This is a genomic window from Zooshikella sp. RANM57, from assembly GCF_050749885.1.
Taxonomy (GTDB): Bacteria; Pseudomonadota; Gammaproteobacteria; order Pseudomonadales; family Zooshikellaceae; genus Zooshikella.
In genome coordinates, this window is record NZ_JBOIUB010000001.1 from 662,188 (window position 1) to 685,038 (window position 22,851).

Sequence of the window (22,851 nt, forward strand, 5' to 3'; positions counted from 1 at the left end):
CGTGGCTACAGTTATCCCCAAAAAACATATTTATATGACAAAAACATCTAAATAGCTCTCTTATTATAATTATTATTAATTTGGTATAGTAGGTTACTGATAACATAACCCTGCAAAGCAGGGGGATTAAAGAATACTCGGCAACGGATCTGATAGTCCTGGTGGTAACCTTGAACTATACGCTAGGGTGTAACCGAACAACTTAGTAACTGCGATTATCCGTTTGAAGTTAACTGCGTGAAGAATCGCTATGGTAGCCTGAGATGCAAGCAAATAATCTGACCCACTTAAAACAGCTTGAAGCTGAAAGTATCCATATTATCCGCGAGGTGGTCGCAGAGTTTGAAAATCCAGTCATGCTCTATTCAATAGGCAAGGATTCTTCTGTCATGTTGCATCTCGCCCTAAAAGCGTTTTATCCCAGTAAACCACCATTTTCATTGCTTCATGTCGATACAGGTTGGAAGTTCCGTGAAATGATCAGTTTCCGTGATCAACGAGCGAAGGAAGTGGGCATGGAGTTGTTGGTCCATAAAAATCCTGAAGGTGAAGCACTGGGTATCAATCCTTTTGTGCATGGTAGTGCCAAACATACGGATATCATGAAAACTCAGGGATTGAAGCAGGCACTGGATAAATACGGTTTTGATGCGGCATTTGGTGGTGCCAGACGAGATGAAGAAAAGTCTCGTGCAAAAGAGCGTGTTTATTCTTTCCGTGATAAAAATCATCGTTGGGATCCTAAAAACCAACGTCCAGAATTATGGAATATCTACAACGGTAAAGTGAATAAGGGCGAAAGTATTCGTGTATTCCCCTTATCAAACTGGACTGAACTCGATATTTGGCAGTACATCCACCTAGAAAATATTCCTATCGTACCTCTTTACTATGCAGCAAAACGTCCCGTTGTGATGCGCGATGGTGTGGATTTAATGGTTGATGATGAGCGTTTTCCTCTTCACCAAGATGAGCAGCCAGAATTGAAAATGGTTAGGTTTAGAACTCTGGGTTGTTATCCTCTGACTGGTGCTATTGAATCTTCCGCAAAGACATTGCCCGATATTATTCAGGAAATGCTACTGACTAAAACTTCAGAGCGACAAGGTCGTGTGATTGATCATGATGGTGCGGGTTCCATGGAAAAGAAGAAGCAAGAAGGGTATTTCTAAGCCATGAACAGCAATTGCCGTCTTATTTGCCAAAATAGCACTAATGTAGCCACTGGTGTGGTATTAACGTTTGCAGCATTGTCCGCGGGGCCAGGGTATGTCACATCAATCTGAACTGATCGCTACTGATATCAATGCTTATCTGGCACAGCATGAACAGAAAGAGCTGTTGCGCTTTTTAACCTGTGGCAGTGTTGATGATGGAAAAAGTACATTAATTGGTCGGTTACTTCATGACTCTAAAATGATTTATGAAGACCATCTGGAGTCGATCAAACACGACAGTAAAAAAAATGGTAATGCAGGTGAAAAATTAGATTTAGCACTGCTGGTTGATGGTTTGCAGGCTGAACGAGAACAAGGCATTACGATTGATGTCGCCTATCGTTATTTCTCAACAGCAAAACGAAAATTTATTATTGCGGATACCCCTGGCCATGAACAATACACACGAAACATGGCGACGGGGGCATCGACCTGTAATTTAGCCATTATTTTAATTGACGCTCGAAATGGCGTAAAAACACAAACTCGTCGTCACAGCTTTTTGACTTCGTTATTGGGTATCAAGCATATCATCGTTGCCATTAACAAAATGGATTTGATGGATTTTTCTGAGGACGTTTTTACACGTATTAAGCAAGATTACACGACGTTTGCTGCTGAGTTAGGTTTTAAAGATATTCACTTTGTACCAATTTCTGCCTTGGACGGTGATAATGTTGTCAACCTAAGTGAAAATACACCTTGGTATCAAGGCCAGCCATTGATGTCTATTTTAGAAACAGTAGAAATCAATGCGGACCGCAACCTCGATGATTTTCGCTTTCCTGTTCAATATGTTAATCGGCCTAACCTCGACTTTCGAGGCTTTAGTGGCACAATCACCTCTGGTGTTGTACGCCCAGGTGATGAGTTGGTGGTATTTCCTTCGCAGCAGCGGAGTCGGGTAAAGCAAATAATCACTTATGATGGAGAACTGACTGAAGCATATGCCGGTCAGGCGGTTACGCTGACATTAACCGATGAAATTGATATCAGCCGTGGTGATTTGCTTGTTAAACCAGACAATTTACCACTGGTAGCGAGTGATATACAGGCAACCGTTGTATGGATGGCAGAGGCACCGCTCCAGGCAGGTAAACAGTATGATATTAAATTTCTCACAAATAAGGCGATTGCTACGCTAACACGTATTGAACATAAGACGGATGTTAACACCCTGGAGCAACAACAAGGTGAACAATTACTGCTTAATGAGATTGCACTGTGTCAGTTTGCTCTGAATAAATCAGTGAACTTTGATGCTTACCATAGTAACCCGGGGACTGGCGCATTTATTTTAGTTGACCGAATGACTAATGTGACTGTGGGTGCAGGTATGGTCAAAGGGGTTGGCGAACAACAGGTGAAGCCTGTTACCCAACAAGAGCGTGCAGCACGGTTCAATCAGCAACCTCAGATTATTGAAATTACTGGGCAGGAGCGTCAGGCTGCCGCTAAGCACTTGGAACGGCTTTTATTTAATCAAGGCCGTAATGTCGTGGTGCTGGACCAGGAGGTTTTATCTACTGTAGAAGCTAATTCTGTGGTGGGTATTGCTGAGTATCTACAGCAACAAGGAGTTATAGTATTGTTTGTCTGTGCTGAGCAACAAGATAGTTATAATGTTACAACTCAACAGCTTACAGTTGATGATACAACTCATTTGGTGAAAACAGTTGAGGAATTAGCAAGCCAACTGTAAAAGTAACTCACTTAAAGCTTTCAACTAGAATTAAAAAAAGCCCTGCTAAATTATTTAAGCAGGGCTTTTTTTTGTACAGCACTATCGTGTTGTTAAATCAACCATTGTGTTAAGGTAGAAAGATATATAGGGATAATAAGAACGCCTAGTGCGGTACTGGTTAGCACTGCAACAGAGGCCTTTTGGGGGTGAACATTGAGTTCAACGGCAAGCGCAATTGTATTTGCTGCTAGAGGGACAACGGATATAAGTAACATTACTTGAATCATGATATCGTCAAGCCATTGATGTGAATGTTGATCTAATAAAATCACAAGAATTACGCAGCTAGGCCATAGTAAGTATTTACTTAAGGTGGTTAGCCCGATTAACTTCCAGTCAACATCCTTACGCGTTACTGAAGACAGGGCAAAGCCAATCATCATCATCCCCAGCATGGTATAACTGCTTTTGAAAATGGGTAGTTGATCCGTAATGATTGAGGGTAGTTCTATTTGGGTTAGGTTTATCAATAAACCCGCTAAAAATGCATAAAAGAAGGGCAATCTAATCAGTTTTTGTATGCTTTTGCGAACGTCATATTGGCCTCGAGCGGTGATATAAAAGCCCGCTGTATACTCAAAAAGGGTAATGCCAAGCATGGCAAAAATCACCAGTGCTACGCCTGTTTCATCGAGAATGGCCATAGCGACAGGCAGGCCAAAATACCCTGTATTCCCCGTACTGCATGAGAGTGCAAATAAATGACGAGTATTGTCTTGCCAAAATAATCGCCCAAACTTAAGCGCCATTAATGCCATGGTAAGACTAAACAGGAAAAAGAAGATGGGAATAAGTGAATACATTGGCAAGAGCTTAGCCTGAGCGATGCCACTAAACACAACAATAGGGGAGAGCAAATAAAGTAACAATGTGGATATTGTTTTCAGCTCGATAGTGAAGCGTCTACCTAAGGAAAATCCAATCATCACCAAAATGAATAGGAAGCTCACTTTGGTCATTAGAAACCCTGTATCAATCATAATAAGTACTTCTATACTATTCGCACTGGCTATTAATAATGAGAATAAGGCAAGTTTGAAGCGTTATCAGTGAGTTAAACTTACCCTGGTAAAACATGATGATTACAACGAGTTAGCATAAAATAAGCAAACGATTAAACTTAGGGCTATCATGAGTTTTTCTCATAACAGGCTGCTTTATGGCACGTAAACTTCCTCCACTGAATGCATTAAGAACATTTGAAGTGGCTGCGCGATTGCATAGTTTTACGCTTGCCGCGGAAGAGTTATGTGTGACACAAGGGGCCGTAAGCCGGCAAGTGAAAAAGCTGGAAGCATATTTAGGGTTTGATTTATTTGTACGACAAGGTCAAAAGTTAATACTGACGGCTGCAGGTCTTCAGTATCAAGCAGCGATTGCGAGTGCGTTGAACATTTTGAGTGATGCGACTCAAAGTGTTATGAGTGCACATCGACCTAGTGAGTTGTTGACTATCAGCGTATTACCGTCACTCAGTACCCGATGGTTGATTCCGCGCTTGAACCAATTCAAACACCACTATCCTCACTATGTACTCAATGTGATCACCCGAGACAACCAGACAGAGCTGTTTCCTCCAGGTGTTGATGTTGTTATTCGTAGTGGATTAGGTAGCTGGCCTGGTATTCAAGCAGACGAACTATTCATTGAGAAACTGATTCCTGTCTGCCGTAAGGATATTATTAAGAATAAGGTTAGCACTGCAGCAGACCTTATGAAGTACACGCTGTTAGAACACACATCACGAGATAAAATTTGGCAGCACTGGTTTAATGCTCAGCATATAGATAAACCACAGTTTCAGCGAATTGGTATGGAACACTTTTTTATGCTTATCCAGGCAGCTTGTGAAGGCTTGGGCGTTGCTTTGGTACCTGATTTTTTGGTGAAAGAAGATCTTGAAAATCAGCGGTTGGTGCAGTTAATTAATATCACGTATGAATCTGGCTATCGTTATTTCGTGCTGACTAAAAAGCAGCAAAATAATCCTAAAGTCACTGATTTTATTCAGTGGTTATTAGCTTGGTGCAAATCTTCGTAAATTATATAAAGGGAGAAAGTGTTGTATAGATCACAAAAAATAGACTAAAAAAGAAACTAGTTCACTTATATGGAATTTATGAGCTAGAATTAGGTCTCATAATGAGTAACTGAAGAGTCAATCGGCTATGTCTATTCAGTTATTGGCTATCATCATAGCTATATCCTCATAAAGACTTTTGTAGCGGGGCTGGCCAGCATTAGTTTGACTAGCTTGAGTTTTATGTAGGTCAGCCTGAAATTTCATTAGTGCCCAAGATCAAGGGCAATAATTCATTACGATAATAACTAATTATACACTGGATATACCCTTTATGAATTGTCATTCGGGGGGTATTTGTTTTACTTTTTGTTAGTTATTTAATCGTTGCAAAAAAATAGTGTGGCTTATACTTACGCATTATTATAGTAAATAAGTATTTTAATATTAGATAAATAAATTATTTACCGTAAAAGAAAATATCTTGAGTATTAAAATTCTGATAAATGCTTAGGTGGATGGAGTTGTAAGTAACAGATAATGATTTGGAGGCGGTTTTTAATTTTTTTAGTGAGGGTCCAGATATCTGGATTTGGGAGTTAGCTTGATTGGTTTAAAAGAAGTATTGAAAAGGAACTCACGAATGAATATTAGGTTTTTATATTTTGGTAGTATGCTTGTGCGAAAAGGTATTGTAAAAGTTGTAACGATTATGTTGATGGGGAGCATCTTTGGCTACATCTATTCGCTGAGTAGCGATCGCACTCTTTTTCATGTGATTACGTTAAGTATCTTAGTGAGTTTACTGGTCTCCTTTACAGAACTTAATCATGTCATGACAAAAGTGGCAGAAATTTTTGTTCAGTTAAATCAACTTGTTTTTGCCTTGGTATTAAGTGTTTTTGCAACCTTGATTATAGGTGCCATTGAATATTATAACTCGGTGAGTACACAGATATTTATTCCTCAGTGTAGTCAGCCTTTTTTAGCACCTAATATATGGCATGATATTGTATATAGTTTCTTATTAACGCTTGGTTTGAATTTTATACTACGTATTAATACCCATTTAGGAACAGCAACATTCTGGGGGCTTTTTTTAGGAAAATACCGTACGCCTACAAATGAGCAACGCGTATTTATGTTTATTGATTTAGTTGGCTCAACGAGTTTAACAAGAGAGTTAGGTGACAATGTAGCACAGCAGTTTTTTTCTCATTTTTTTGCCGATATCGCTGGCATTGTTTCAAGGCATGGAGGTTTTATGCAGCGGGTAATAGGCGATGAGGTATTAGTGACGTGGCAAATGAAAAATAATACGGATAATCAGCGTTGTATTCAATGTGTAGAATCTCTATGCACAATGATGGAAGCAAAAAAAAATGACTATCTAAAGCGTTATAGTCGAGTACCAGATTTTCGTATCAGTATCCATTCCGGTGATGTATTAGTAGCGGAAGTAGGTACGATTAAACGTGAATTGGTTTTTTTTGGTGACACGATAAATACTGCAGCTAAAATGATGTCTGTCAGTAAGGAAAAGAATGTAAAAATTATCGCTTCAAATCGTTTTATGGAAAGCATCAAGCTACCGACTATTTTTTCAAATAGAACAGTTGTCCCGTCAAATCAGTCACTACCCGTTAAATGTATCGCTTTAGAGCTAAAGTAGTTTTTCCAGTACACACCAGGCAAAAAACGGCATACTTTTAAAATGCATCGAAAGAAAAGGAAATAGCTTTTTTAAGTGTTATTTCGAATTGCTTTAAAGTGATACTTAATACCTTTATTGTAAAATAATTTCAGGCGCATCTGTCTGGTGGAGTTGAAGAAGCTTGAGTTAACAGTAAAGGTATGTTGTTTAAAAAGGTATTAGCATTTAAGTTTCTAACTGTAACATTGCTTTACTGTTTGTGATCGAATGTCTTCGTACTTTAACTAAGTTATAAATATTTGAAGTTCGTCAAATCTTTTCAATTTATTAATCACTTCAAGACTACTTTCACATTGCAATGTGAAGGGATTGCTGTTTAATTAGGCCACACGCTTTCGTCTTTCACGTATTGCATTGCGAAAAATCCTTACCCAGGTTTTAGAAAGAGTGCAAAACAAAAAAATGAAAGTACTAGCAAAAGGGATGGTTGGTGTGGCCTTTGCGAAGGCTGGAGCTAAAGGTTGTTAAAGAGTGTATACGTAGGTTAAGGGGCCTATTAAAGGAGCAAGCGAGTACTGCTGTTAAGAATCAGTAGTAAAGGAAGACCCCAGTAAAATTCTAATAAGATAAAGGAAAAGTAATGAAAAAAATAAGTATATGTGCAGTATTAACAGCTGTTTCTGTATCTTTTCCCATGATGGCAAGCGCTGCGGATAGTACGGTGAAGTCAGTACAAAAACGTGGTTATGTCCAGTGTGGAGTAACGACAGGTTTACCAGGGTTTTCTAATCCAAATGACAAGGGTAAGTGGCAAGGGATTGATGTGGATGTTTGTCGGGCTGTAGCGGCTGCAACCTTGGGTGATGCGAACAAAGTAAAATATACTCCCTTAACTGCAAAAGAACGTTTTACCGCACTTCAATCTGGTGAAATTGATGTATTGTCTCGGGTAACCACTTGGACAATTACACGGGATGCATCACTGGGTCTGAACTTTACGGGTGTCACCTACTATGACGGCCAAGGATTTATGGTCAGTAAAGAGTTAGGTGTTAAAAGTGCGAAAGAGTTAGATGGCGCCTCTGTGTGTATTCAGTCAGGTACTACCACTGAGCTGAATTTGGCGGATTACTTTAGACAAAATGGAATGAAGTTTGAACCCGTGGTTTTTGATACTGCTGATCAAACAGCAAAAGGTTTTGAAGCGGGTCGGTGTGATGTCTTGACGAGTGATCAATCTCAACTTTATGCATTACGTATCAAACTATCCAAGCCTGATAAAGCCATGGTTTTACCAGAAGTCATTTCCAAAGAACCTTTAGGCCCTGTAGTACGACAAGGCGATGATCAGTGGTTTAACTTGGTGAAATGGACACTTTTTGCCATGGTTAATGCTGAAGAGTTGGGCTTAACATCTTCTAATATCGAAAAAGAGAAAAAATCAAAGAACCCTGAAATTCAGCGCTTTATCAGTGGTGAAGGTGCTAAGTCACTTGGCGTATCCAGTGATTGGGCTTATCAAATTGTTAAGCAGGTTGGTAATTACGGAGAAATTTTCGAGCGTAATGTGGGTTCAAGTTCACCGCTTAAAATCGATCGTGGCTTGAATAACCTCTGGACAAAAGGTGGAATTCAATACGCACCACCTATGCGCTAGAAATACATTAAAAGAGCGTTTTAGCAGCTGTTTTAGACCAATGATTAAAAGTTATTCACAAAGGTATAAAACAGTTGCTGAACTAATTGTAAGCACAGGTAAAGTGCGAATTAAAAAACAATAACCCTGAAGTGAATTGTCGAAAATAACAATAACCTGACCACTTACAGAAACAGTGGAGATCATTGCTTATGCCGGAAAAAAAGAAGGATCTGGCTAAGGGACACACGGCTTTTTGGAATGACCCTGAAAAGCGATCCATGATTTATCAAATAATTATGTTGGTATTCTTGGTAATATGTGGTGTTTATATTGTCTCGAATACGCTGCATAATCTTGATTCAAGAGGTATCAAAACAGGATTTGACTTTTTATGGTCTGAAGCTGGTTTTGGTATAAACCAGAGTCTTATTGAATATGATGAAAGTCACTCATATGGTCATACATTTTTTGTAGGCTTGCTGAATACCATACTGGTTGCATCGATAGGTATTATTATTGCTACCGTACTCGGTTTTATTATTGGTGTAGCAAGGCTATCCAACAATTGGCTAATTGCAAAAATATCTGCTGTTTATATTGAAACGTTTCGTAATATTCCACTGTTACTGCAAATTTTCTTTTGGTATTTTGCGGTGCTTAGGCCCCTGCCAAGACCCAAGCAAAGTATTGAGTTGTTTGATGTTTTCTTTCTCAATAATCGTGGACTTTCCATACCCTCGCCTAACCTTGCGGAAGGCTTTGGCTGGGTTTTACTTGCCTTTGCATTGTCTTTGTTTGTGGTTTTAGGGGTAACGCGTTGGGCTAAGAACAGGCAGGATACGACAGGTAAAAGCTTTCCTATTGTCAGCATATCACTGGTTATTATGCTTGGTTTACCAGCATTGACGTATTTTATTGTGGGTAGCCCTATAGACTGGGACGTACCAGCTTTGCGTGGATTTAACTACCGTGGTGGTATTACCGTTATTCCTGAATTTCTAGCACTGTTATTGGCTTTGAGTGTTTATACTGCAGCATTTATTGCAGAAATAGTCAGATCAGGCATTTTATCTATAAATAAAGGTCAGTCTGAGGCATCATTTGCATTAGGATTATCTCGGCCAAAAATGCTTAAATTAGTCATTATTCCTCAGGCTATGCGGGTCATAATTCCACCATTAACCAGTCAGTACCTTAATTTAGTTAAAAACTCTTCTTTAGCCACCGCTATTGGTTATCCAGATTTAGTATCTGTTTTTGCGGGTACGACATTGAACCAGACAGGTCAGGCTATTGAAGTGATTGCAATGACAATGGCAGTGTACTTGACCTTAAGTTTGCTTATTTCATTGTTTATGAACTGGTATAACAAACGAATTGCATTGGTGGAGAGGTAATAGCATGATTCATAGTGATACCAAATTGCCTGATTTACCCCCACCACGACGTTCTGATGGGGCTTTTGGATGGATTCGAGCCAATCTGTTCTCATCGGTGACGAATACGTTATTAACGCTGTTTGCAGTGTACTTAATTTACATTGGTATTGTGCCAGTGATTAAGTGGGCATTGATTGATGCCAGTTGGGCAGGAGAAACGCGTGATGATTGTGCAGTAGGTGGTGCATGCTGGGTATTTATTAAAACACGCTTGAATCAATTTATTTATGGATTTTATCCTGAGGAATTTTACTGGCGAGTCAATTGTGTTTTTCTTCTTTTTGCTTCATTGATTGCACTACTTGTTACAGAAAAAACACCCTATAAAAAGTGGATTGTTATATTCACGTTGGCGGCTTTTCCTGTAATTACTTTTTATCTGGTCTATGGTGGTGCATTTGGCCTGGAGGTTGTTGAAACCCATAAATGGGGTGGTCTGATGCTAACGCTGATTCTTGCTGTCGTGGGAATCGTTGCTGCATTGCCTTTTGGTATTTTGTTAGCACTTGGGCGTCGATCAACCATGCCTGTCATTAAAACGTTTTGTACGTTATTTATTGAGATTTGGCGTGGTGTACCACTAATAACAGTATTGTTTATGGCTTCAGTTATGTTGCCACTTTTTATTCCTGAAGAAATTGTCTTTGACAAGCTGCTACGCGCATTGATTGGTATTGTGATGTTTCAGTCTGCTTATATGGCAGAAGTTGTCAGAGGTGGGTTACAGGCTATTCCCAAGGGGCAATATGAAGCGGCGAGTGCGTTAGGCCTATCCTACTGGAAAATGATGGGACTCATTATTTTACCACAAGCGCTCAAACTAATGATACCAGGCATCGTTAATACCTTTATTGCCTTATTTAAAGATACCAGCCTTGTCTTAATTATTGGTCTGTTAGATTTGCTGGCGATTGTCCAGGCGGGTTTGGCTGATGCAAAATGGGCGGGTTACTCAGTTGAAGGATATGTGTTTGTTGGTTTGGTGTTTTGGGTTTTCTGCTTTGGTATGTCGCGTTATAGCCAAGCTTTAGAAAAGAAATTAGATACTGGGCATAAATCATAATAATTAGGGAGTCGTATCATGAGTAATGAGCTTCAGCAAAACCTAATGGCAATCTCTGATGAGATTATGGTGGAAATGCGCAGTGTTAATAAATGGTATGGTGACTTCCATGTCTTAAAAGATATTAATTTAACGGTTCGCCGAGGTGAAAGAATCGTCTTATGTGGTCCATCGGGTTCAGGAAAATCAACCACGATAAGATGTATCAACCGATTAGAAGAACACCAAACGGGTGATATTATTGTTGCTGGAACACCTTTAACGAATGACCTTAAAAATATAGAGGTGATCCGTCGAGAAGTCGGTATGGTATTCCAGCATTTTAATTTGTTTCCTCATTTAACGGTGCTAGAGAATTGCTGCTTGGCACCTGTTTGGGTACGAAAAATGCCCAAAAAGGAAGCGGAAGAAATTGCCATGAATTATCTGCAACGTGTAAAAATTCCTGATCAGGCACTTAAGTACCCTGGACAGTTATCGGGAGGACAGCAGCAGCGGGTTGCTATAGCAAGGAGCTTATGTATGAATCCCGAAGTCATGTTGTTTGATGAGCCAACATCTGCGTTAGATCCTGAAATGATTAAGGAAGTATTGGATACCATGATTGAACTGGCTGAAGATGGTATGACCATGCTTTGTGTAACCCATGAAATGGGGTTTGCGAAAACAGTTGCTAACCGTGTGGTCTTTATGGATGGCGGACAAATCATTGAGGAAAATAATCCGAATGAATTTTTCAATAATCCTCAGTCAGAAAGAACCCAGCTGTTTTTGAGCCAAATCTTACAGCACTAGTTCAAACTTGCTTAGCTGCTGAAGACAGTATCATGTCTCTGCAGCTTAAGTCTGAAAGAGAAAAAAAGATGCAAACTTAATCAAGCTTTGTTATCTTCAGGTATATGAACAGATCACCAGAAATATCTCTATTCAAAATGATGCCTATGACTACACAACGAATGTTGTGGGGAATGGGCTGCCCTCGTTTCTGACTCTTTTTTCTGGTATTACCCATTCCTTATCAAAGTGTGTTGACTGGAGTGGGGTCAAATAGCAGCTTTCTATTAAGTCTACATTTCAGTCAAGTGTTAACTTGCTTCATGGAGACTTAATAATGACTAATGTAATTACAACCCCCATATTTTATGTTAATGGTGCCCCTCACCTTGGGCATGCGTATAGTGGATATCTTGCAGATGTATATAAACGTTTTCGTGCGCTTGTTTACGATGAATCTTGCCTTTTGATCACAGGAACGGATGAGCATGGTCAAAAGATTTTGGAATCCGCTGTTCGTAGTAAAACCGACATAAATCTGTTTATTAATGACAAAGTGCAGGCTTTTAAAACTTTATGGCCAGAGCTGGGCGTTCAAACTGATATTTTTGTGCGAACGACAGATGAACAACATCAGAACTTAATCCAATCTATATGGAATGACCTAGTGGAGAAAGGGGATATATATCTAGGTTATTACCAAGGGTTATATTGTCTTGGTTGTGAGCAATATTACACGGACTACGAATTGCAAAATAACTGCTGCCCAATTCATAAAATCCCCGTTGAGATTAGAAGTGAAGAAACTTATCTGTTTCGACTGGATGCTTACCGAAAGCAGCTTATAGCATTTTATCACCGCTCACCAGATTTTATTACTCCTAGTCATTATAGTCAGGATATTCTTGATTATTTAAAGCAAGGTCCTCTAGAGGACTTGTCTGTTTCCCGAGTGAATGTTCCTTGGGGTATCAAAGTACCTAACCACCAAGAGCACACCATATATGTTTGGATTGATGCTCTTTTTAGCTATTTATCGGCACTTAAAAAAGCAGGCTATGATCAGAATGCTTTAACACAAACAACCCATATTATTGGTAAGGATATTTTAAAATTTCATGCTATTTATTGGCCCGCATTGTTGCTTGCGGCAAAGTTACCGTTGCCGAAAAAGTTATTGGTCCACGGTTGGTGGACGATTAATGAACAAAAAATATCTAAATCTAACCCAGAGACGTTAATAAGCCCTAATGAGTTAATTAAAAAATTGACTAGTGATGGTTTACGTTATGCTTTATTTCGACAGAAAAAGATTGCTAAGGATGGAAATATTACTCATAGTGATTTAGTTGAAGTTATTAATGCCGATTTGGCTAATAATTTTGCTAATTTGGTTAAGCGAAATCACACTATTATATTGAAGTATTTTTCAGGTAGTATTGATTCAAAATTGGTTAATCAGGCCACCTTGTCGAATCAGAGTCAGTTAATTATTAAGTACTGTGAGCAAGTAATTAACGAAATATTTCATTTTTATAAGGCATTTGATTTTTACCAAGCCTCTTTGTTTTGGAAAGAGGCTTTAGACTATTGTAATCGTTATTTTCACCAACGTTCGCCATGGGAAATTAGTAAAGGAAAAAGTGATATTTCAGTACAGGAAACATGTTTAGTGACTTCAAATTTGGTACGGTTACTGGCTATTGCTGCGTATCCACTAATCCCTACGCTTGCAAGCCAGGTATTACAAGAGTTGGGTGAGGATATTGCAACATGCCAATGGCAACCAACTTGTGATTTAAAAACAGTTAGAATTAAAGAGACGCGCAGTCACTTTAAACGTCTAGTAAAACCATAATAATAACGAGGGAATCCTATTTATCTTTTAAATGATAGTTTGAATGAGAGAGCCAGGGTGGTATCGATGAGTTGTGGTTAGCCGACCTGATCTAAAACACGTTTTTTGAAATGAACGCCTGCTTGTTTAGCGATTTTCTCACATGCAGCAATATCAACCCCTGGTAGCCCTTCAATGGCTGTGACTGTGACATGTTTGATGTAGTGAGGAGCGAGTTTAATAAAGTCGAGTAATTCCTGATAGGCATTAGGTAATTGAGGTTTACAGTGTGTGTTATACACGTCTTCATTGTGTGCATTCAATGAAATGGATAAACGGTCAACACAGTCGGCAAGCTCTGGAAGAATATTGCGTTTATGAAGGCGGTTGCCCAAACCATCTGTGTTAACGCGGACATTCCCGCCATGATCTTTGACATAGTGGGCTACACGGAGCAACGTTTTTAGGTTTAGCGTTGGCTCACCAAAACCACAAAAAACAACCTCATTATACTGGGCAGGGTTTTCGAGCAGAGGAATAATCGCTTCTGCGGTAGGACGTTTTGATAGTTTTAATTGATAATCATGGACTTGAGTGGAACCATTATATTTGGGGCAAAACTGGCAGCGAAGTGTGCAGCGGTCAGTCAGGTTAATATATCGACTATTGCCTATATCGTAAACCAATGTGTCCGCTGTCATAAGCCTGTTACCCTAAGTACATGAAAAAGAACTATGCGCAGTGTATGAACATTAGTCATTATCTACCTTGATGTTCGTCAAGCGCACGGCATAGTATGATAATAAGGCATAAAAATTATTCTTTGAAGGTATATACATTCATTCAGTATCAACAAAGAGAGTAGGAAAAGTATCTTTATTCTTAAAGTTAGGCTTGCGACTTTCTCATAACATCATAAACTAAGAATGAGTTATCACCTGCAAAAGATGATAATATCAATAATTCTTGCGTTTATTATATGGATATAATGATCATTAAATGATCATGTTAGTGCTGTAAACCGTAACAGTAACCTATAGGGATGTAGACATAAGGATTATGGCAACAATTACAGTTGTTTCTTCATGCCTGGCGAAGCAAAGTCAATATTGGGTACACACAATAGTAGAACGACTGGCAGCTGAGCACTTTACTATAGAGCAACAGCGACCCTCTTTATCTGCAATTTCTCCACCTCATCGAAAAGTGATTTTGGTCTGTGAAACATCAATTGCTGATGTTGCACCAATTGGTTACCAGACGCTTTTTGAAGAAATAAGTCAGGTTAGTCCTATTTTAGCGGGGTTACACTATGGTGTCATTGTTTTTACACCTCTCACAGTCATGGAGCATGTTGGTCATTGTTCAACCACACTTATTGATGAACATTTACTTGAACTCTATGCAAAACGTATTTTGGAGCCGTTAAAGCTAAAACTTGACCAAACAGAAAGTGTTGATCGCAAGTTATCTGCGTGGATTAGTCGCTGGTTGGCTAATATGCAGGTTCCCCAACATATACAGTGTTATTCTTAGACTTCTGGGAGGGTAATCGTACGGTTATTATGAAAGGTAGACTTTATTATCTCAGTCTGATTTTGTATCAAGTGAGTTATAAAAAAATTGTTCGTATATATCACTGTCTTTTAGCTCTATTCTCTTGCTTTATATTATGTTCATCAGAGACTTTTGCTGATTATGATTTCCCTATAAAAAATCCGTTTTTTGCTACTATTGCAACATCTCCACCAGAGTTTAGACCGCAGCTTATACATGAAAATGATATTGTAGAAAAAACATTTAAATTAAACGTTTTTCCTAAACGTAAAGTCCCTAAAAATCTTTGGGATGTTGCTGAGTTACCTATTAATATTGCCTGGCAGGAAAATAAAGCACCAATAGTCGTTATTATTGCGGGTACAGGAGGGAGTTATAATGAACAGAAAATGGGTTATTTGAAGAAACTTTTCTATAGTGCAGGTTTGCATGTATTGCAAGTATCCTCTCCTACAAATTATGACTTTATTACTTCAGCATCAACCACCTTTGTTCCAGGTATTAGCCCGAATGATGCGGTTGATTTATATTATGTTATTCAGCAAGCTTTTGATTATATTAAACAAAACTTAAAAATTAACGTTTCTGATGTATTTCTGACAGGGTATAGTTTGGGAGCTTTAGACGCTGCTTTTTTAGGCGATCTTGATGCGCGAGAAAAACGAATTAACTTTTCAAAGATATTATTACTTAATCCTCCAGTTAATCTTTACACTTCAATTACTCATTTAGATAAAATGATTCATGCTAAGATTCCGGGTATTAAGTCGGCTGAACAATTTTATAATCATATTTTTAGTAAATTGGCTAAATTTTTTGCTGAGTATGGTCGAATTAATGTCGATGATGCTTTTCTTTTTGATTTGCAAGGTTCAGGTCAGGCCATGACAAGAGAAGAGATGGCAGCACTGATTGGTATTGTATTTCGGTTTGCGGTTGCTGATATGAACTTTACTTCAAATCAACTTGGTAAAACAGGTATTTACTTGCCAGTGAAACAACGGGTGACGGTGAGTACCTCTCTGACACGCTACCTACGGCGGGTGCTTATTTGTGACTTTGAGTGTTATGTTAAGCAGCGGGTTTACCCCTATTGGAAACAGGAAAACCCAGGTAAAACACTGACGGATCTTATGAATAATGTGAGTTTATACCGAATTCAGAGCTTCTTAAAGAATGCCGATTATATAGGGATTATGACCAATGCCGATGACTTCATTCTGGGAGAGGGAGATCTGCAGTTTATTAAGGATACTTTTCAAGACGGGCGTTACACCATATACCCTTATGGCGGGCATTGTGGAAACTTAAACTTTAAACAGAATGCTAGAGATATACTGGCATTTTTTGATTTGGCGTTAAGTCGTCAGGAAAACAGCTCATTATGAAACACTTCCTTTCCTTCATCTTTTGTTTATGGTCGTTTTCGAGCTATGCGGATAAGCAATTACCTGAACCTGCGGCAGATGGTTTTAAATATCCGTTAAAAACGATTGACTATACACAGGAAGTTGACCGTTTAACACCGAATCCTGACAGTTTAGATTTTCTTATTGTGTATGATCCTTTAGAAGGAATAAATCGAAGAGTCTATAAATTTAATTATCTGTTTGACGAATATGTTTTTTTACCAGTGGTTTCTGGGTATAAAACGGTTACTCCCGAGTTTGTGAGAACGGGTGTATCAAATTTTTTCTCCAATATTGGTGAAGTCCCCACCATCGTAAACTCAGTGTTACAGTTGCAAATAAAAAATACCGCAAAGAGTGTTGGGCGCTTATTAATAAATACAACCTTAGGTATTTTTGGGTTATTTGATCCTGCATCAGCGATGGGATTGACAGCTTTTAAAGAAGATTTTGGACAAACATTAGCTTACTGGGGGGTAGGAGAAGGACCCTATTTGGTATTACCTTTTCTAGGACCCAGTAACTTGAGAGACACAACAGGTATCGTAGTAGATATTGTTTCAGAAAAAGAGATTAATTTTTTAAATGTTGCCCGTGAAAGAAAAGAACATAATGAAATTTTTGCGCTGCAAGCAATTAATCAGCGCTATGTTACACCCTTTCGCTATGGTGATTTAGGCTCACCGTTTGAATACGATTTAGTTCGATATTTATATACAGAAGCAAGGAAATTAAAAGTAGAAATAAAAGAAAATGTTGATCAGGAAAGTCTGAGTGAGTAGTTGAAAATCAAAGGTGTATTTTAAACTTACAGTAAAGAGTTATAAGAGCTTGATTAGGCTAGTACTTAAAGCGATCACTTATCAATTAGCTTTGTAACAGTCGTTTGTCTAAAGCCCCTTTATACGATACTTGGATAACTCCCATTGAACACGCTGTGAATCCATCCCTGGAGGCTTAGTTGTCGCTTCCTTGCGGCAAACAGTTCAACATGAGTTATCCAAGCGTTGTGCGATATGTTGTGGTAAATAGTATTTATCGACTTGATTCCTTTATATTTCTTTCGCTTTGCGTAGCTTATCTCCATAGTTTTTTTCAAGATATAAAAGAACCTCTTTTCGTTCATTATTTTTTGCATAATCTAAAATTGAATCACCTAGTTCATCTTTGGCTGTAATATCAGCGCCTTGTTCAATCAAGTACTTTACTGTTTCCAAAGAAGCATGTTGTGCAGCATGATGTAACGGGGTGCGAAGCGTGTGCTTTATATCATATTCGCATCTCATACTGGATAATTCACTGGCTGATTTATACTTATGGTTGATATTGGCTCCTTTCGATAGTAAAGCTTGTATGGCTTTAACATTGTCAAATTGAATAGCGTAATACAATGGTGTTTTTCCAAAAGGGTTTTTAAGTCCACCTTTGCACCAGCGTTAATTAGATAGACCAATATTTCTGGATGATCTAAGGTCAAAGTTAATAAGCTTTCATTACCACTATTTAGAAACTGACTACCACCATTATTAATAATATACTGGATAAAATTTTTGGGTATACCCAGGACCAGAGAGGCTCTAAGTATTTGCTCTATATGCTCATCACTATCTAGCTGCTTAAATAGAGACTTAAGTTCGGGTAGGGTGGTTTTTTCAGTTATTTTTAGTTTTATTAAAGAATTTTTTGAGGAAAATGAATAATCACCATTGTTTTCGGAGTAGGTGCCAGCAGCCCAGTCTACAAATAGCATTATGGCATTTTCAGCACTTTCTTTAGCAAAGGGAGCTGAATAGTTGAAGTTTTCCATATAATGTTGGGTCAGCCTAGGAATAGACTGGTTGATTTCTTTTAACAAAAGTGTATATAGGCGATAATTATAAGGGCTTTCAAGTGACCAATGATATAGATAATCAAAAGTAGCGTTTTTTTTGAAAGAAAAGATTTTAGGAGATGCTTTTGCTTTAACATTTATGATGGGAGGCCAAAAGCCTGCTGTTTGCAGGCTAAATTTAAAGTACCGATAGTGAGCATAGTAAATAGTACCAGTACAACCTTGTATATACTTTTCACTTCTAATATTAGTCGCAATACGGTTTAAGTTTTCTAAAAAGCTAATATTTGCCAAACTTTCTCGACAGTCTTCTATATCAGTAAAACCTCGGTATCCAGACCCTAAATCAATATCCGCATCATCTGCAAAAACAATCTCTGGAACCGATCTCATTTCGTGGCAGGTGATAGTTTTATCTTCAAATATGTTCAAACTTGTTGCCTTGAGGTGGGCATCCACTTTCTTTCCTGAAAGTGAAGTATCTGGGCCTAACCTTCCTTGCCATTTACCTTTAATCTGGACTATCTGGTTATCAAGAATACTTGCATACCCGACAAATTTCTCATTTATACCACTCTCTTTCGTGGTGAATAATTTAAGGTCCTTTTCCTTGAGTGTTCCTACTAAGCCAATAGGCTTTCCTATTCTTTTATAGAAGTAATGTCCAGTTACTTTTCCGGCATCATTTATAGATAAGTTAACGGTAACGGGTACATCGTTTACATTTCCATCACTATTGAAAACATAAGCCGAATTGGCAGAACAGCTAACAAAAATGACTAGAAAAGCTAAAAATTTCATTCAGTTACTTTCTTATTGTCTGGTTAATACTTTCAGTTAAAAAACTATGCTTGTTAGCATCCCTGGTAATCACATCTAAAAGAAGTGATTAGTTATTACTCATTTTTCGAGTAAATACCCAATTATCATTCGTTGATAACTGTTCGTTAAATTGATAGCCTGACTCGTTGAACTGTTTAATTTCGGCTGGATGCACGATTTTATTTTGAATAATATAGCGTGCCATCATACCTCTCGCTTTTTTGGCATACATACTGATTATTTTATAGGTCCCATTCTTGTAATCCTTGAAACTAGGGGTAATGATATCGGCATTGAGTGATTTCTTATCAACAGCTGAGAAATATTCATTTGAAGCCAAGTTGACCAGAATATTATCCCTCTGCTTATCGAGTTGCTGACGTATCGTTGTAGTTATTGTATCTTGCCAGAAGTCATACAGTGATTTTTCCTTTGAGTTAGCTAGTTTAGTTCCCATTTCCAGGCGATAAGGTTGGATCAGTGTCAATGGTTGAAGTAAACCGTATAGACCAGACAAAATGCTAAGATGGGTATTAGCAAACTGTAGGTCTTCCTGCGTAAATGAATCGATATCAAGCCTTGTGTACACATCTCCCTTGAATGCATAAATCGCTGGACGGCTATTGGCTTCTGTATGTTTTTCCTCCCAGCTTGCGTAGCGTGCAACGTTTAAGCTTGCCAATTTATCACTTAATTTCATGAGTTGGCTAATTTCTGAAGTGGAATACTGGCGAAGTATTTCTATTAGCTGGGTAGATTGTTGTGTAAATTGAGGATGTACCACTGAGAGGTTATTAGGAATTGGGCTACTGAAATCAAGGGTTTTTGCTGGAGAAATAAGCATTAGCATCGTTGTATTCTCTTCAATACTGGGGGGGCTATGCTGCTTTTGCAGTATATTTATTAGTCTCTTAGGGAGTTTGACTCTTAATTAAAGTCACTATACCGAGTGAATATCAGAGAAGTAAAGATTAGAAGTGAATTGATGGTTTGCTGATCGCTTTAGTATGGGAGTTGAGAAAAAGGGCATTATTGAATAACCCCATTACCCCGCATCATGAGTATAATTAACATATCCCTTTTGTAAGGGACATTTCATATGCTATTGCGGAGATTGATGGTTGCAGCTGAAAAATCTAAGAGCAAAGTTAAGGCTATATTCCGGATTGGTTCTATTTGCATTTGTATTAATGCATTTGGTTAATCACAGCATGGGGTTGATTGACATCCATTTTCAAAATATAGCGCGTAAATGGCTACTGGCTCCATGGAATACTGTAGTAGGCCAAATAATCATGTTTTTGGCTGTTTTTACTCACATGGCTAATGCAATTTGGGCTTTAGCCAGGAGGAATGTTCAGGGTATTGCAGGGTGGGAATGGCGGCAGATTGTTTCTGGGTTGCTGATACCCATCATGCTTGTACAGCATGTGTTGGCCACAAATGCGCTTGTGGATAGATTTTTGGTAGAGCATGACTATCACTCAATTCAGCTTATTTATTGGTACTTAGCGCCTGAGAAAGGAATATGGCAGGCAGCTACCTTATTGCTTGTTTGGTATCACGGTTGTTTAGGTATCCACTATTGGTTGCGTGTTAATCGCTGGTATCAAAATCAGCAAGGTTACTGGCTAGTGGGTGCAGTATTGATACCAGCTTTAGCACTTGCGGGGTTTGTAGCCAGTGGTCGGCAGTTGTTGAGGATGCTTGATGAAGCGCTCATTGCAAAGATAGAAGCACAAGCCAATTTCACAAATGATTACTTTTTTACGGTTGAAGATTATACCCAGTATGCCTGGTTGGTCTATGTGGGCATTTTAGTCTTGCCATTAATGGTACGTTGGTTGAACTATCTGTGGTTACAGCAGCAAACAGTTGGACAGCTCTGTTTAGCTGATGGTCAAAACATTCGTCTTATTCGCAATACCTCACTGTTAGATATCTTTCGTCAGCATGGTATTCCTCATGCGGCTATTTGTGGTGGTCGAGGAAGATGTACAACCTGTCGGGTATTAATTACTTCTGGAGAGGCGGCTTTAGCACCACCTAACACGATTGAAAAGCAAGCATTAGATAAAATAAATGCACCTGCTCACACGCGTTTGGCGTGTCAGTTGTACCCAACAGGTACAATTGCAGTGCAGCCGCTTTTATCACCGGATGTGAGGGCTTCAGCAAGTAAACGACCAGGTGGTCTTGATGGGCATGAGCGTGAGGTGGCGATACTTTTTTTAGATCTTCGGGACTCGACGCGATTAGGCGAGCAACGTTTACCCTATGATGTGTTATTTATTTTAAACCAGTTTTTTGCAGAAATGACGGCAGCATTACATGATACTGAAGGGCATTATGCTCAATTTGCGGGCGATGGCTTAATGGCATTATATGGTTTGGCGGAAGAAAACCAGGCACGTGTTTGTCGACAGGCATTAAAAGGGGTCGCATTAATGCAAGCTAAACTGGCCCATCTTAATGGGTTATTGTCGTCTGAATTATTAGCGCCGTTGTCGTGTGGTATAGGTTTACATTTTGGCCGAGCCATTGTGGGTACAATGGGACCTCCAGCGGCACAAATTATTAGTGCAATTGGCGATGATGTAAATACTGCAGCAAGATTAGAACAGCAAAGCAAGGTGACGGGATACCCTATTATTATTTCGAGTGCATTTTTATCAATTTTAGCGATAGATACCAACGAATGGCCAGGTTATACCATACAGTTGAAAGGGAAAAAACAAGAAGTCACTTTTTATGGTTTTTATGAAATTCCAGAAGCCTGGTTGCTTAATGATGGTTATTAAATTGTTAAAAATAATTCACAAAATAATCATGAGTATTCGATGGTAATTTGTTGCAGCTAGTTAACTACCTGCTAAGCTCTTATTTGAGTTGATTTACGGTTTTTTAAGTTTTTATCAAGTGTTGGTAAGCTAGGTTTAAGATGGTTGCCCAGTAAACTATTTTTGACATCTGAGTGTAAGTCTTTACGCAAAGAAAGAGGGTCTGTTTACCTGATAAAGGTAAAAGAATAGAAAAACGTATTCCATAGGGAGATTGGAAAGTTATGTCTACAGAAATTAAAAGTTATCATGTTTTATTTTATGGTGGCCCCGAAGGTTATCAAACTAACCGTGCTCAAATAGCACTGTATGGTTCAGATGGCAAAACAAAAGGATATGTTCGGTTTAATGATCCTGGTATGCAATACGAAAATGACTATGAAAGTGGTGGAATTATCAGGATGCATCTACCATCAGCCATGTTTGAAAATGTAATTGATGTATTGCGCAATGAGAAGCCTGTTTATCTATACTTCGCCCAAGGTAGAGGTTTCTTGTCAACATCGAAAGAACCTATTGGTGAAGGCGAGTAGTCACGTATCTATTTCTCCTCTTAAGGAGATTCTTTGAGTTTATCTTCCCTGATGTACATTACCCTTGCCTTTAGCAGGTCAGTAACTGACCTGCTTTTTTGCGTTTAGGACAAAGATTTATTATGATACTCCTCGCTATTGAGGCTTGCAGGGTATGCAGGTAACTTTTAGCATTAATCATTTGAAAGAAGCAAACAGGAATAAATAATGGCTACTTCAATTAAACCTAAGCGTCGAGCACTGGGTAAACAATTAGTTATGCAGCGACAGTTTCGCAGTCAGACAGAGAAACCGAAAAAAGGAAAAGGTTCTTACAACCGCAAGGCCTTTAAAAAAGCCTCCAAGTATTCAAACTCGGGGGCTTTTTTTATGACTGATGTTAATTTGTGTGTAACAGTGAAAGCTGCTTGATTCTGTAAATAGTCTCTTCTGTAAAACACCTTCCGCTTTTCTTGACTCCCGCTAAAATTTC

At 38.7% G+C, this 22,851-nt stretch carries 20 protein-coding genes; 15 read left to right on the top strand and 5 right to left on the bottom strand.

The features are described from left to right. Positions 1–263 precede the first annotated feature (263 nt). On the top strand, positions 264–1,172 hold the full coding sequence (gene cysD, locus ACQ96U_RS02445) for a sulfate adenylyltransferase subunit CysD (RefSeq protein ID WP_431719639.1): 909 nt from the start codon (positions 264–266) through the stop codon (positions 1,170–1,172). 97 nt (positions 1,173–1,269) lie between these two features. Beyond that, a complete protein-coding gene (gene cysN, locus ACQ96U_RS02450; protein ID WP_431719640.1) occupies positions 1,270–2,919 on the top strand; it encodes a sulfate adenylyltransferase subunit CysN in 1,650 nt (549 codons plus the stop codon). 92 nt (positions 2,920–3,011) lie between these two features. On the opposite strand, the gene ACQ96U_RS02455 is transcribed toward cysN, so the two are convergent. Then, positions 3,012–3,920 carry an AEC family transporter gene (locus ACQ96U_RS02455; protein WP_431719641.1) on the bottom strand — a complete coding sequence of 303 codons (909 nt, stop codon included), beginning with the start codon at positions 3,918–3,920 and terminating at the stop codon, positions 3,012–3,014. A 200-nt stretch (positions 3,921–4,120) separates the two neighbouring features. Between ACQ96U_RS02455 and gcvA the strand changes: the two genes are divergently transcribed. The 7 genes from gcvA to metG all read left to right on the top strand — a co-directional run bounded on the left by gcvA (position 4,121) and on the right by metG (position 13,408). Further along, positions 4,121–5,002, top strand: coding sequence for a transcriptional regulator GcvA (gene gcvA, locus ACQ96U_RS02460; RefSeq protein ID WP_431719642.1), 882 nt, complete (start codon positions 4,121–4,123; stop codon positions 5,000–5,002). Positions 5,003–5,585: 583 nt separating this feature from the next. Beyond that, the gene (locus ACQ96U_RS02465; protein WP_431719643.1) at positions 5,586–6,653 is read left to right on the top strand and encodes an adenylate/guanylate cyclase domain-containing protein; all 1,068 of its coding nucleotides are present in this window, start codon (positions 5,586–5,588) and stop codon (positions 6,651–6,653) included. 622 nt (positions 6,654–7,275) lie between these two features. Beyond that, positions 7,276–8,292, top strand: coding sequence for an amino acid ABC transporter substrate-binding protein (locus ACQ96U_RS02470; protein ID WP_431719644.1), 1,017 nt, complete (start codon positions 7,276–7,278; stop codon positions 8,290–8,292). A gap of 191 nt (positions 8,293–8,483) precedes the next feature. Then, on the top strand, positions 8,484–9,671 hold the full coding sequence (locus tag ACQ96U_RS02475) for an amino acid ABC transporter permease (protein ID WP_431719645.1): 1,188 nt from the start codon (positions 8,484–8,486) through the stop codon (positions 9,669–9,671). A 4-nt stretch (positions 9,672–9,675) separates the two neighbouring features. Continuing rightward, positions 9,676–10,776 (top strand): amino acid ABC transporter permease, encoded by a 1,101-nt coding sequence (locus ACQ96U_RS02480; protein ID WP_431719646.1) that lies wholly within the window; start codon positions 9,676–9,678, stop codon positions 10,774–10,776. A 66-nt stretch (positions 10,777–10,842) separates the two neighbouring features. Next, a complete protein-coding gene (locus ACQ96U_RS02485; protein WP_431720126.1) occupies positions 10,843–11,571 on the top strand; it encodes an amino acid ABC transporter ATP-binding protein in 729 nt (242 codons plus the stop codon). Positions 11,572–11,887: 316 nt separating this feature from the next. Then, entirely contained in the window at positions 11,888–13,408 is a 1,521-nt protein-coding gene (metG, locus tag ACQ96U_RS02490; RefSeq protein WP_431719647.1) for a methionine--tRNA ligase, read from the top strand. A gap of 77 nt (positions 13,409–13,485) precedes the next feature. Here metG and ACQ96U_RS02495 read toward each other — a convergent pair whose 3' ends face one another. After that, on the bottom strand, positions 13,486–14,088 hold the full coding sequence (locus ACQ96U_RS02495; protein ID WP_431719648.1) for a TatD family nuclease-associated radical SAM protein: 603 nt from the start codon (positions 14,086–14,088) through the stop codon (positions 13,486–13,488). A 358-nt stretch (positions 14,089–14,446) separates the two neighbouring features. Here ACQ96U_RS02495 and ACQ96U_RS02500 point away from each other — a divergent pair, with 358 nt between their 5' ends. The 3 genes from ACQ96U_RS02500 to ACQ96U_RS02510 are packed head-to-tail and all read left to right on the top strand — an operon-like array spanning position 14,447 to position 17,135. Further along, positions 14,447–14,923, top strand: coding sequence for a hypothetical protein (locus tag ACQ96U_RS02500; protein WP_431719649.1), 477 nt, complete (start codon positions 14,447–14,449; stop codon positions 14,921–14,923). Between the two features lie 29 nt (positions 14,924–14,952). Next, positions 14,953–16,332: a hypothetical protein gene (locus ACQ96U_RS02505; RefSeq protein WP_431719650.1), complete on the top strand. Its 1,380-nt coding sequence runs from the start codon at positions 14,953–14,955 to the stop codon at positions 16,330–16,332. Further along, positions 16,329–17,135 carry an MlaA family lipoprotein gene (locus ACQ96U_RS02510; protein ID WP_431719651.1) on the top strand — a complete coding sequence of 269 codons (807 nt, stop codon included), beginning with the start codon at positions 16,329–16,331 and terminating at the stop codon, positions 17,133–17,135. Before ACQ96U_RS02505 ends, ACQ96U_RS02510 begins: the two co-directional genes overlap by 4 nt. A gap of 270 nt (positions 17,136–17,405) precedes the next feature. Here ACQ96U_RS02510 and ACQ96U_RS02515 read toward each other — a convergent pair whose 3' ends face one another. From ACQ96U_RS02515 to yaaA, 3 genes are all read right to left on the bottom strand, one after another. Then, positions 17,406–17,744 carry an ankyrin repeat domain-containing protein gene (locus ACQ96U_RS02515; RefSeq protein WP_431719652.1) on the bottom strand — a complete coding sequence of 113 codons (339 nt, stop codon included), beginning with the start codon at positions 17,742–17,744 and terminating at the stop codon, positions 17,406–17,408. Further along, the gene (locus ACQ96U_RS02520; protein ID WP_431719653.1) at positions 17,636–18,985 is read right to left on the bottom strand and encodes a hypothetical protein; all 1,350 of its coding nucleotides are present in this window, start codon (positions 18,983–18,985) and stop codon (positions 17,636–17,638) included. The genes ACQ96U_RS02515 and ACQ96U_RS02520 overlap by 109 nt, the downstream gene beginning before the upstream one ends. 88 nt (positions 18,986–19,073) lie before the next feature. Further along, positions 19,074–19,856: a peroxide stress protein YaaA gene (yaaA, locus tag ACQ96U_RS02525; protein WP_431719654.1), complete on the bottom strand. Its 783-nt coding sequence runs from the start codon at positions 19,854–19,856 to the stop codon at positions 19,074–19,076. Positions 19,857–20,217: 361 nt separating this feature from the next. Between yaaA and ACQ96U_RS02530 the strand changes: the two genes are divergently transcribed. The 3 genes from ACQ96U_RS02530 to arfA all read left to right on the top strand — a co-directional run bounded on the left by ACQ96U_RS02530 (position 20,218) and on the right by arfA (position 22,790). Continuing rightward, on the top strand, positions 20,218–21,807 hold the full coding sequence (locus ACQ96U_RS02530; protein WP_431719655.1) for an adenylate/guanylate cyclase domain-containing protein: 1,590 nt from the start codon (positions 20,218–20,220) through the stop codon (positions 21,805–21,807). 263 nt (positions 21,808–22,070) lie between these two features. Further along, complete coding sequence (locus tag ACQ96U_RS02535) at positions 22,071–22,379, top strand: hypothetical protein (RefSeq protein WP_431719656.1); 309 nt, start codon at positions 22,071–22,073, stop codon at positions 22,377–22,379. A 207-nt stretch (positions 22,380–22,586) separates the two neighbouring features. After that, entirely contained in the window at positions 22,587–22,790 is a 204-nt protein-coding gene (arfA, locus tag ACQ96U_RS02540) for an alternative ribosome rescue factor ArfA (protein WP_431719657.1), read from the top strand. Positions 22,791–22,851: the final 61 nt, after the last annotated feature.

Coding starts and splice junctions, on each gene's coding strand:
- metG (WP_431719647.1), top strand. CDS start 11,888: ATGACTAATGTAATTACAACCCCCATATTTTATGTTAATGGTGCCCCT.
- ACQ96U_RS02480 (WP_431719646.1), top strand. CDS start 9,676: ATGATTCATAGTGATACCAAATTGCCTGATTTACCCCCACCACGACGT.
- cysD (WP_431719639.1), top strand. CDS start 264: ATGCAAGCAAATAATCTGACCCACTTAAAACAGCTTGAAGCTGAAAGT.
- ACQ96U_RS02455 (WP_431719641.1), bottom strand. CDS start 3,920: ATGACCAAAGTGAGCTTCCTATTCATTTTGGTGATGATTGGATTTTCC.
- arfA (WP_431719657.1), top strand. CDS start 22,587: ATGGCTACTTCAATTAAACCTAAGCGTCGAGCACTGGGTAAACAATTA.
- ACQ96U_RS02505 (WP_431719650.1), top strand. CDS start 14,953: ATGAAAGGTAGACTTTATTATCTCAGTCTGATTTTGTATCAAGTGAGT.
- ACQ96U_RS02500 (WP_431719649.1), top strand. CDS start 14,447: ATGGCAACAATTACAGTTGTTTCTTCATGCCTGGCGAAGCAAAGTCAA.
- ACQ96U_RS02470 (WP_431719644.1), top strand. CDS start 7,276: ATGAAAAAAATAAGTATATGTGCAGTATTAACAGCTGTTTCTGTATCT.
- ACQ96U_RS02475 (WP_431719645.1), top strand. CDS start 8,484: ATGCCGGAAAAAAAGAAGGATCTGGCTAAGGGACACACGGCTTTTTGG.
- ACQ96U_RS02485 (WP_431720126.1), top strand. CDS start 10,843: ATGGTGGAAATGCGCAGTGTTAATAAATGGTATGGTGACTTCCATGTC.
- yaaA (WP_431719654.1), bottom strand. CDS start 19,856: ATGCTAATGCTTATTTCTCCAGCAAAAACCCTTGATTTCAGTAGCCCA.
- gcvA (WP_431719642.1), top strand. CDS start 4,121: ATGGCACGTAAACTTCCTCCACTGAATGCATTAAGAACATTTGAAGTG.
- cysN (WP_431719640.1), top strand. CDS start 1,270: ATGTCACATCAATCTGAACTGATCGCTACTGATATCAATGCTTATCTG.
- ACQ96U_RS02495 (WP_431719648.1), bottom strand. CDS start 14,088: ATGACAGCGGACACATTGGTTTACGATATAGGCAATAGTCGATATATT.
- ACQ96U_RS02510 (WP_431719651.1), top strand. CDS start 16,329: ATGAAACACTTCCTTTCCTTCATCTTTTGTTTATGGTCGTTTTCGAGC.
- ACQ96U_RS02535 (WP_431719656.1), top strand. CDS start 22,071: ATGTCTACAGAAATTAAAAGTTATCATGTTTTATTTTATGGTGGCCCC.
- ACQ96U_RS02530 (WP_431719655.1), top strand. CDS start 20,218: ATGGGGTTGATTGACATCCATTTTCAAAATATAGCGCGTAAATGGCTA.
- ACQ96U_RS02520 (WP_431719653.1), bottom strand. CDS start 18,985: ATGAAATTTTTAGCTTTTCTAGTCATTTTTGTTAGCTGTTCTGCCAAT.